Source organism: Microbacterium sp. P2_F9, from assembly GCF_056403635.1.
In genome coordinates this window covers 1-9,307 of sequence record NZ_JBFUFC010000152.1, presented here as the reverse complement: position 1 = coordinate 9,307, position 9,307 = coordinate 1, and the positions used below count along the sequence as shown (strand labels likewise).

11 protein-coding genes are annotated in these 9,307 nt (G+C 69.1%); 7 read left to right on the top strand and 4 right to left on the bottom strand.

The genetic code is table 11. From position 1 onward, the window contains the following. The 5 genes from AC1DVT_RS14665 to AC1DVT_RS14645 all read left to right on the top strand — a co-directional run. Positions 1-358: hypothetical protein (locus AC1DVT_RS14665; RefSeq protein ID WP_477389763.1), on the top strand; the 358-nt coding region annotated here is incomplete at its 5' end. A 3-nt stretch (positions 359-361) separates the two neighbouring features. After that, the gene (locus AC1DVT_RS14660) at positions 362-1,159 is read left to right on the top strand and encodes a sulfite exporter TauE/SafE family protein (protein ID WP_477389762.1); all 798 of its coding nucleotides are present in this window, start codon (positions 362-364) and stop codon (positions 1,157-1,159) included. Between the two features lie 49 nt (positions 1,160-1,208). Then, positions 1,209-1,655 carry an FAS1-like dehydratase domain-containing protein gene (locus tag AC1DVT_RS14655; RefSeq protein WP_457099095.1) on the top strand — a complete coding sequence of 149 codons (447 nt, stop codon included), beginning with the start codon at positions 1,209-1,211 and terminating at the stop codon, positions 1,653-1,655. Next, a complete protein-coding gene (locus AC1DVT_RS14650) occupies positions 1,655-2,059 on the top strand; it encodes a MaoC/PaaZ C-terminal domain-containing protein (RefSeq protein WP_477389761.1) in 405 nt (134 codons plus the stop codon). The genes AC1DVT_RS14655 and AC1DVT_RS14650 overlap by 1 nt, the downstream gene beginning before the upstream one ends. 3 nt (positions 2,060-2,062) lie before the next feature. Beyond that, on the top strand, positions 2,063-3,199 hold the full coding sequence (locus AC1DVT_RS14645) for a UDP-N-acetylmuramate dehydrogenase (protein WP_477389764.1): 1,137 nt from the start codon (positions 2,063-2,065) through the stop codon (positions 3,197-3,199). A gap of 12 nt (positions 3,200-3,211) precedes the next feature. Here AC1DVT_RS14645 and AC1DVT_RS14640 read toward each other — a convergent pair whose 3' ends face one another. Further along, a complete protein-coding gene (locus tag AC1DVT_RS14640; RefSeq protein ID WP_477389760.1) occupies positions 3,212-4,414 on the bottom strand; it encodes a pyridoxal phosphate-dependent aminotransferase in 1,203 nt (400 codons plus the stop codon). A 107-nt stretch (positions 4,415-4,521) separates the two neighbouring features. Between AC1DVT_RS14640 and AC1DVT_RS14635 the strand changes: the two genes are divergently transcribed. Further along, complete coding sequence (locus AC1DVT_RS14635; protein WP_477389759.1) at positions 4,522-4,878, top strand: hypothetical protein; 357 nt, start codon at positions 4,522-4,524, stop codon at positions 4,876-4,878. A gap of 5 nt (positions 4,879-4,883) precedes the next feature. Here the strand turns inward: AC1DVT_RS14635 and AC1DVT_RS14630 are convergent, their stop codons facing one another. The 3 genes from AC1DVT_RS14630 to aceA all read right to left on the bottom strand — a co-directional run bounded on the left by AC1DVT_RS14630 (position 4,884) and on the right by aceA (position 8,354). After that, positions 4,884-5,222, bottom strand: a complete 339-nt coding sequence (locus AC1DVT_RS14630; protein ID WP_477389758.1) for a YciI family protein — start codon at positions 5,220-5,222, stop codon at positions 4,884-4,886. A 149-nt stretch (positions 5,223-5,371) separates the two neighbouring features. After that, positions 5,372-7,018 carry a malate synthase A gene (gene aceB / locus AC1DVT_RS14625; protein ID WP_477389757.1) on the bottom strand — a complete coding sequence of 549 codons (1,647 nt, stop codon included), beginning with the start codon at positions 7,016-7,018 and terminating at the stop codon, positions 5,372-5,374. A 19-nt stretch (positions 7,019-7,037) separates the two neighbouring features. Then, positions 7,038-8,354, bottom strand: a complete 1,317-nt coding sequence (gene aceA / locus AC1DVT_RS14620) for an isocitrate lyase (protein ID WP_477389756.1) — start codon at positions 8,352-8,354, stop codon at positions 7,038-7,040. Between the two features lie 117 nt (positions 8,355-8,471). Between aceA and AC1DVT_RS14615 the strand changes: the two genes are divergently transcribed. Beyond that, a partial coding sequence (locus AC1DVT_RS14615; protein WP_477389755.1) for a helix-turn-helix domain-containing protein occupies positions 8,472-9,307 on the top strand: 836 nt, incomplete at its 3' end.

Genomic DNA, 9,307 nt, shown 5'->3' with positions numbered 1-9,307 from the left:
GGCCGCCGTCGCAGCCGTCAACACCTACGACGAGGCGTGGGATGAGGCGAACTGCGACAAGTACATGGGCTCGACCACGGCCGCGTTCCGCGACGAGATCCAGCTGCCGGACTGCGCGACCTTCGAGGAGCAGGCCAGGTACTTCAACGACACGACTGACGACTACGTGCTCGAAGTGACCGACGTCCAGCAGGACGACGACGCCCAGGTCGTCGTGTCGACCACCGAGACCTACCAGGCGACCGTCGACGACTCGGGCGCGCCGCTGCCCGAGCCGGAGCAGGTCGAAGAGCACTGGTCGTACACCGTCATCCCGGCCGACGGCGGTTGGGCCATCGACGCCGCGAACAGCAACTGAATCGTGTCCGAGGCAGCTCCGCGCGCCGCGAAGACACCCGCGTTCATCGTGGCGTGCCTCGGCATCGGCCTGCTGGCAGGCCTCATGTCGGGGCTGTTCGGCGTCGGCGGGGGAACGGTCATCGTGCCGCTGCTCGTGCTGATCCTGAAGTTCGACCAGCGGCTGGCTGCCGGCACTTCGCTGGCGGCGATCGTGCCGACCGCGACCGTCGGGGTGATCTCGTATGCCGTGCACGGCTCGGTCGACTGGATCGCCGCCATCCTCCTTGCGGCGGGGGCGATCGTCGGCGCGCAGATCGGTTCATACCTGCTGCCGCGGGTGCCGATCACCGCACTGCGCTGGGGGTTCGTCGCATTTCTCGGTGCCGTCATCGTGACGCTCTTCCTCGTGGTCCCGTCTCGTGACGCCGAACTGGTGCTCGACGCGCTGACCGTCGTCGGCCTGCTTGCACTCGGTGTCGTGACGGGCATCCTTGCCGGACTGCTCGGTGTGGGAGGTGGCATCATCGTGGTGCCCGCGCTCATGCTCGTGTTCGGCGCGAGCGACCTCATCGCCAAGGGCACGTCGCTGCTCATGATGATTCCGACCGCGGTGTCGGGAACGATCGGCAACGTGCGCCGGGGCAACGTCGACCTCGTCGCTGCGGCGCTCATCGGACTTGCCGCGTGCACGACGACGGCGCTCGGCGCGTGGATCGCCGTGCAGGTCGATCCCCTCGTGGCCAACATCCTCTTCGCGCTGTTCCTCACCGTGATCGCCGGGCAGATGGCGCTCCGGGCCGTTCGCGGACGGCGGCGCTGAGGCGTCCGTCCCCGACGGGGCGCCAGCCCCGGCTCGGTAGGATGGCACGGTGCCAGTGAACCCCGAACTCCTCGGCCGGACGTTTCCGCCGACGGCGCCCTACCTCGTCGGTCGTGAGAAAGTGCGCGAGTTCGCGCGCGCCGTCTTCGCCGATGACCCCCAGCACACCGACCCGGAGGTCGCCCGCTCGCTCGGCTACGCGGATGTCGTCGCCCCGCCGACCTTCGCGATCATCATGCAGGAGCTGACGCTGCAGCAGCTGCTCGCAGAGCCCGACTCGGGCATCGTCCTGTCCCACGTGCTGCACGCCGAGCAGCGGTTCGCCTACTCCCGGGCGATCGTCGCCGGCGACGAGCTCACCGCGGCGCTCACGGTCACCGGCCTCCGCACGATCGGCGGCAACGCGATGGTCACGAGCGAAGCCGCGATCACCGATGCCGCAGGGGCGCACGTTGCGACCGCGACATCCATCCTTCTGGTCGGAGAGGGCGAGTGATGGCCGAGCTCACCGTCGGCGATGTGGTCGCCGAGCGCACCGTGCATCTGACCCGCGAGTCGCTGGTGCGCTACGCCGGCGCCTCAGGCGACTTCAACCCGATCCACTACCGCGATGACGTCGCCGCCGCCGTCGGGCTTCCCGGAGTGCTGGCGCACGGGATGCTGACGATGGGTCTGTCTGTCTCGACCATCGTGGCGTGGCTGGGCGACTCCGGACGCCTCGTCGAGGTCGGCGTGCGCTTCACCCGCCCGGTCGTCGTCGATCCCGAGACCGGTGCCGACCTCACGGTCGTCGCCACGGTCGGCGCCGTCGACGCCGAGACCGCCCGCATCGATCTGACGGTGACCCACGGCGAGACGACTGTGCTCGGCAAAGCGCAGGCGCGCGTTCGTCTCGCCTAGATGATGCCCGAAGTCGAGCCTGTTCCGCTTGCGCGGCTGACGACGCTGCGCACCGGCGGCGCCCCGGAGCGCATGATCGAGGCGCTCACCGCCGATGAGCTGGTCGATGCCCTCCGTGAGGTATGGGCAGGCGGCGAGCCGTGGCTCGTGCTCGGCGGCGGATCGAACCTCTTCGTCGGCGACGCGCCGTTCGAGGGGACCGTCGTGCGCGTGCGGACGACCGGAATCGAGCGGATGCCGTCGCCTCGGCCGGGATACGTACGCCTGCGGGTGGAGGCGGGGCACAGCTGGGACGCGCTCGTCGCGTACGCGGTCGCCGAGGGACTGGCAGGCATCGAGGCGATGTCGGGCATTCCGGGCACCGTCGGCGCCGCGCCCGTGCAGAACATCGGCGCCTACGGCCAGGAGATCGTGCAGAGCCTCATCGAGGTCGAGCTCATCGACGAGCCGACGGGCGAAGTGTCGACCGTCTCCGCCGCCGATCTCGGTCTCGGCTTCCGCACTTCCGTGTTGAAGAACCACTACGGCTCCGTGCCGCTGCGGTCGGCGGTCATCCTCTCCGTCACGCTCGATCTCGCAGAGGTCGGCGCCGGCGCGCGGCCGATCGCGGGGGAGCAGCTCCGCGGCGCACTCGGCCTGCGGCCCGGTGAGGCGGTGACGCTGGAGTGGGTCCGCGACCACGTGCTGTCCACGCGCCGCGCCAAGGGCATGGTGCTGGACGACGCCGACCCTGACACGTACAGCGCGGGATCGTTCTTCCAGAACGCCATCGTCTCGGCGAGCTTTGCGCGCACGCTGCCCGTCGAGTGCCCGCGGTGGCAGGTCACCCCCGACCTCGACCCGGTGCTCGTGATCCCGCTGTCGGCCTACGACGGCTACGTTCCGGCGCCGACCGCGCGGGAGTCCGAGGTGAAGGTCAGCGCTGCGTGGCTCATCGAGCACGCCGGGCTGCGCCGCGGGTTCAAGATCCCGCGGTCGCGGGCGGCGCTGTCATCGAAGCACGCGCTGGCGCTGACGAACCGCGGTTCGGCCTCCGCCGAGGAGATCGCCGAGCTGGCCCGGTTCATCCAGGGACGCGTGCAGTCCGAGTTCGGCCTGATCCTGCAGCCCGAGCCGGTGCTGGTCGGCGTCGAGCTGTAGGCGCGGCCCGCGTCAAGAGGCGAAGAGCTCCTGCAGGCGCTTGATGCCCGCGAGGAGCGCCTCGTCGCCCAACGCGTACGACAGCCGGAGGTATCCCGACGGTCCGAACGCCTCACCGGGCACCACAGCGACCTCGGCGTCTTCGAGGATCAGATCGGCCAGCTCGAGACTGGTCGTCGGCGTCTTGCCCCGCCAGGTGCGCCCGAGCAGGCCGGTCACATCCGGGTAGACGTAGAAGGCTCCGAGCGGGTTCGGCACGGCGACGCCCTCGATCTTCGAGAGTTCGCCGACGATGAGCTTTCGGCGCCGGTCGAACGCGACGCGGAACTCCTCCGCCTCGGTCTGCGGGCCGGTGAGCGCGGCCAGCGCCGCGCGCTGCGCGATGTTGTTGACGTTGCTCGAAAGGTGCGACTGGAGGTTCGCGGCGACCTTGATCGCGTCCTTGGGGCCGACCATCCAGCCCACGCGCCATCCGGTCATCGCGTAGGTCTTCGCGACGCCGTTGACGAGGATCGTCTGGGATGCGGCATCCGGAACCGCCTCGACGATCGAGACCGCTCGCGCACCCTCGTACGTGAGGTTCTGGTAGATCTCGTCGGAGATGATCCAGATGCCGTGCTCAACGGCCCACTCGCCGATCGCCTGGGTCTCTTCTGGCGTGTAGACGGCACCGGTCGGGTTCGAGGGCGACACGAAGACGAGCGTGGTGGTGCGGGGGGTGCGCGCCGCCTCGAGCTGCTCGACGGTCACCTTGTACTCCTGGTCGGCACCGGCGAACACCTCGACGGGCACGCCGTCGGCGAGGGCGATGGCCTCGGGGTAGGTGGTCCAGTAGGGCGCGGGCAGCAGCACCTCGTCGCCCGGGTTCACGACCGACTGGAACGCCTGGTACACGGCCTGCTTGCCGCCGTTGGTGACGATGATCTGGGATGCCTCGACCTCGAGCCCCGAGTCGCGCAGCGTCTTCGCGGCGATCGCTTCGCGCAGCACGGGAAGTCCGACGGCCGGGGTGTAGCGGAAGTTCGAGGGGTCGCGGAGGGCTTCGGCGGCGGCATCGACGATGAACTGCGGGGTCGCGAAGTCGGGCTCGCCCGCCGCGTAGCTGATGACGGGGCGGCCTGCGGCCTGGAGCGCCTTGGCCTTGGCATCGACCTTGAGTGTCGCCGATTCGGCGATGGCGGACAGCTTGCGGGAGAGCGGAGCGCGTTCAGTCACGCCTATGAGGTTACCGGCCGAACCCGGCCCGCGCTCAGGCGGGAGGTCTGCGCCAGCCCGACAGCAGGTCTGTCGCGCCCACGCCGCCCAGCGAGTACCTTGAGGGCATGGGCGCATGGATGTGGGGCGCGGTCGTCATGGCCATCGTGCTCATCGTCGCCGGCGGAATCACCTGGTGGATCGCCAATGGATGCAAACTGGCGATCATCGGCGCGGTCGGCGCGATCCTCGGAGGACTTGCCGCGCTCGCCTGCCTCGCGATACTGATCGATCCTGAGGCGGCACTGCGGGTGTCTCCGATCCTCACCGTGATCTCCGCGGTGTGGCTGCTGTCCTGGGCACTCGCGAGCGGTATCCGCGCACAGCGCCTCGCGCGCGAAGCACCGGCACCCGTCGCGCCCGCTCAGGCGCGACCGGCGGCGGGACTCGCCGACAGCGAGCCCGCGCACCAGTCCCGCGTCTGACGCGATCAGGCCAGGTCGAGCGGCCACGCCGGCCGGAGCTCGATGATCCCGGACGTGGACATCGGATGCCGCGACGCGATCTCGATCGCCTCTTCGAGGTTCTCGCACTCCAGGATGTCGAAGCCCGCGATCCATTCGTGCGTCTCGGCGAAGGGCCCATCGGTGACGATGACCTTGTCGCCTCGGCGCCGCACCGTCTTGGCCTCCGCGGGCGGGCGCAGCCGGTCGCCGTCGGTCGCGTGACCACTGCCGTAGGTCTCGTCGACCCACTCCTCGATCGAGAGGGGTGGGTCCTCCTTGTCTGCGAGATCGGGGTCGACCACGACGAGCATGAGGTATTTCATCGCGCTGTCCTTTCCGTTGAGTGACGCTACGTGAAGGGCGTCGATCCCGACATAGCGGGATCGACAAAGCGCTGCGAAAAACTTCTCGGCCCTTGCGGGGCGGGCAGCCGGATGCCCCGACCCGGCCGGGTCGGGGCATCCGTCGCTGCTCAGTCGACGTCGACCAGGTAGCGCGAGTACGCGTTGAGCGTGAGGAACGCGGGGAAGTCGGCACCGAGCGCGACCTCGCGGAACACCTCGGCCGCATCGTCGAAGCGGTCGCCTGCCGTCCGCTGCGTCCCGCCCAGCACCTGCTCGATGAGCCCGTCGACGTACTCGCGCGTGATCGGGGTGCCGTCGTCGGTCGTGCGGTCCTGATGGATCCACTGCCACACCTGGCTGCGCGAGATCTCCGCGGTGGCGGCATCCTCCATGAGATTGTCGATCGCGACGGCACCGAGCCCGCGCAGCCAGGCCTCGAGGTAGCGGATGCCGACCGACACGTTGCCGTGCACTCCTGCCGCGGTGATCGGGCGGCCGATGTGCACATCGATCAAGTCGGCGGCCTTCACGTCGACATCGTCGCGCCGACGGTCGAGCTGGTTCGGCCGGTCGCCGAGCACGGCATCGAACTCCGCCCTCGCCGTGGGGATCAGGTCGGGGTGCGCGACCCACGTGCCGTCGAAGCCGTCGGCGGCCTCGCGCTTCTTGTCGGCGGCGACCTTCTCGAACGCGCGCTGCGTCACCTCAGGGTCGCGGCGATTGGGGATGAAGGCGCTCATGCCGCCGATCGCGAACGCACCCCGCTTGTGGCAGGTCTGCACGAGCAGTTCGGTGTAGGCCCGCATGAACGGCACCGTCATCGTGACCTCGCTGCGGTCGGGGAGCACGAACCGCGCCCCGCGGCCGCGGTAGTTCTTGATGATCGAGAAGATGTAGTCCCAGCGTCCGGCGTTGAGGCCCGCGCAATGATCGCGCAGCTCGAAGAGGATCTCGTCCATCTCGAACGCCGCAGGCAGGGTCTCGATCAGCACCGTGGCGCGGATCGTGCCGTGCGCGATGCCGAGGTGCCGCTCGCTGAACGTGAAGACGTCATCCCACAGCTTCGCCTCCTCGCTGGATTCGAGCTTGGCGATGTAGAAGTACGGGCCCCGCCCGTTCGCGATCAGCTGCTTCGCGTTGTGGAAGAAGTACAGCCCGTAATCGACGAGCGAGCCGGATGCTGCGAGCCCGCGTCCGGAGCGGTCGATGAACCGCAGATGCTGCTCCATCAGGTGCCAGCCGCGCGGGCGCATCACGATGGTCGGCGTCTGCGCCGCGGTGACCTCGTAGGTCTTGCCTTCTGGGCTCTTGAAGCGCAGCTGCCCGCGGATGGCGTCGCGGAGCGAGAGCTGCCCCTCGATGACGTTGCGCCAGGTGGGGGAGGTGGCATCCTCCTGGTCGGCGAGCCAGACCTTCGCGCCGGAGTTGAGCGCATTGATCGTCATCTTCGGGTCGGTCGGTCCGGTGATCTCCACCCGGCGGTCCTCGAGCCCGGGGCCCGCGCCCGCGACGCGCCACTCGGCGTCGTCGCGGATGTGGGCGGTGTCATCGCGGAACCGCGGGTCGTGCCCGTTGCCGACCTCGAAGCGGCGGCGCTGGCGATCGGCGAGCCGGTCGTGCCGGCGTCCCGCGAACCGATCGTGCAGCTCGGTGAGGAACGCGAGTGCGTCCGGGGTGATGATCTCGTCGTAGCGCTCGCGCATGGTGCCGAGCACTTCGATCGACGGGGTGTGGGTGGTCGTCCTGGGCGGAGAGCCCGTGTGTGTGATGGTCATGATCTGTTCTCCGGTCTGGTCAGTGGAACTGCTGGGCCTCGGTGGATCCCACCAGGGCGAGGGTGACGCTGTCGGGGTTGAGTGCGGTCGACACCCGGTCGAAGTAGCCGGTTCCGGCTTCTCGCTGGTGCTTGGTCGCGGTGTAGCCGCGTGCCTCGGCGTCGAACTCGGCTTCCTGCAGTTCGACGTACGCGCTCATGGCGCGCTCGGCGTAGCCGCTGGCGAGGTCGAACATCGAGTAGTTCAGGGCGTGGAAGCCGGCGAGCGTGATGAACTGGAACTTGTAGCCCAGGGCAGCGAGCTCCTGCTGGAAGGTCGCGATCTGCTGATCGTCGAGGTGGCGCTTCCAGTTGAATGACGGCGAGCAGTTGTAGGCCAGCAGCTTGCCGGGGAACCGCTCATGGATCGCCGCCGCGAACGCGCGAGCCAGCTCGATGTCGGGCTCGCCCGTTTCCACCCACAGCAGATCGGCGTACGGCGCGAACGCGAGACCCCGGCTGATGACCGCGTCCAGGCCTGGGGTCACCCGGTAGAAGCCCTCGCTGGTGCGCTCGCCGGTCGTGAACTCCTGGTCCCGCTCGTCGACGTCGCTCGTGAGGAGGTCCGCCGCGAGGGCATCCGTGCGGGCGATGATGACCGTCGGCACACCGGCGACGTCGGCGGCGAGCCGAGCGGCGTTCAGGGTGCGGATGTGCTGCTGCGTCGGCACGAGCACCTTGCCGCCGAGATGTCCGCACTTCTTCTCGCTCGCGAGCTGGTCTTCCCAGTGGATACCGGCGGCGCCGGACTGGATCAGCGACTGCGCGAGTTCGTAGGAGTTGAGCGGTCCGCCGAAGCCGGCCTCGGCATCCGCGACGATCGGAGCGATCCAGTCCTGGGTGATGTCGCCCTCGGCGTGCTCGATCTGGTCCTGCCGGATCAGCGCGTTGTTGATGCGACGGACGACGGCCGGGACGGAGTTCGCGGGGTACAGGCTCTGGTCGGGGTAGGTCTGGCCGGCGAGGTTGCCGTCGGCGGCGACCTGCCAGCCGCTCAGGTAGATCGCCTTCAAGCCAGCGCGCACCTGCTGGACGGCCTGACCTCCGGTGTAGGCGCCGAGCGCCCGGATGTAGTCCTCGGTGTGCAGCAGGTTCCACAGGTTCTCGGCGCCGCGCTGGGCGAGGGTCGACTCCTCGCGGACCGAGCCGCGCAGCGCGATGACATCATCGGCGGTGTAGGTGCGCTCGATGCCGTCCCAGCGCGGGTCGGTCTCCCAGATCTCCTGGAGCTCGGCGGCGGTCTGCGTCTGGTCGCCCGCACGGAGGGGCGGCTGGCCGGGTGTGGCGTGGATCGTCATGTCGGTTCTCCTCGAATCGCTGGTCGTGTCACCACACTGTGTGAAGTTCGAGCGGTGTCATGGCCAAAGCAGATGTGAAGATCCGGACTTCTTCTGCTTTCGTGACAGAATGCCGTCATGAACACCGGAGACGCGGGTCACCTGGACGCGAACGGKGAGTCAGATGAAGAGGTGGATCCCCTCACCCTCGGCCGACGCATCCGTCAGCTGCGCACCCAGCGGGGCCTGACCCTGGACCAGCTCGCTGCGGCCGTCGAGCGCGCGCCCAGTCAGCTCTCGATGATTGAGAACGGGCACCGCGAGCCGAAGCTCACGCTGCTGCGTGCGATCGCTCGGGCGCTCGGAACGACACTGGATGCCCTGCTGGAGTCGGAGCACCTCGACGAGCGGGCCACCCTGGAGATCGCACTCGAGCGTGCCATGAAGGGTCAGACGTTCCAGGCGCTGGGTATCGCCCCCTTCCGTATCGGCAAGGCCGTGCCGACGGAGGCGCTCGGCGCGATGCTCGCGCTGCAGGCGGAGRTCGACCGCCTTCGGGATGAGCGCGCCGCGACACCCGAGGAAGCCCGCCGCGCCAACCTCGCGCTGCGGCGGCTCATGCGCACGCAGAACAACTACTTCCCCGAGCTCGAACAGCAGGCTCGGGCGCTCCTCGCCGCCGTCGACCACCCGGGCGGTCCGCTCACGCAGCGCACGGCATCCGACATCGCCGGTCATCTGGGATTCACCCTGCATTACGTGCCGGATCTGCCGCAGACCACTCGTTCCGTGGCCGACATCAAGAACGGCCGGCTGTACCTCTCGAGCCGGTTGACCGCGAAAGGCGACCCCCGGACCGCGGTGCTGCAGGCCCTGTCCAGCCGGATCCTCGGCCACCGGGAGCCGACCGGCTACGCGGAGTTCCTCCGGCAGCGCGTGGAGACCAACTACCTCACCGGTGCGCTGCTCATCCC

Coding starts and splice junctions, on each gene's coding strand:
- AC1DVT_RS14650 (WP_477389761.1), top strand. CDS start 1,655: ATGGCCGAGCTCACCGTCGGCGATGTGGTCGCCGAGCGCACCGTGCAT.
- AC1DVT_RS14645 (WP_477389764.1), top strand. CDS start 2,063: ATGCCCGAAGTCGAGCCTGTTCCGCTTGCGCGGCTGACGACGCTGCGC.
- AC1DVT_RS14635 (WP_477389759.1), top strand. CDS start 4,522: ATGGGCGCATGGATGTGGGGCGCGGTCGTCATGGCCATCGTGCTCATC.
- AC1DVT_RS14630 (WP_477389758.1), bottom strand. CDS start 5,222: ATGAAATACCTCATGCTCGTCGTGGTCGACCCCGATCTCGCAGACAAG.
- aceB (WP_477389757.1), bottom strand. CDS start 7,018: ATGACCATCACACACACGGGCTCTCCGCCCAGGACGACCACCCACACC.
- aceA (WP_477389756.1), bottom strand. CDS start 8,354: ATGACGATCCACGCCACACCCGGCCAGCCGCCCCTCCGTGCGGGCGAC.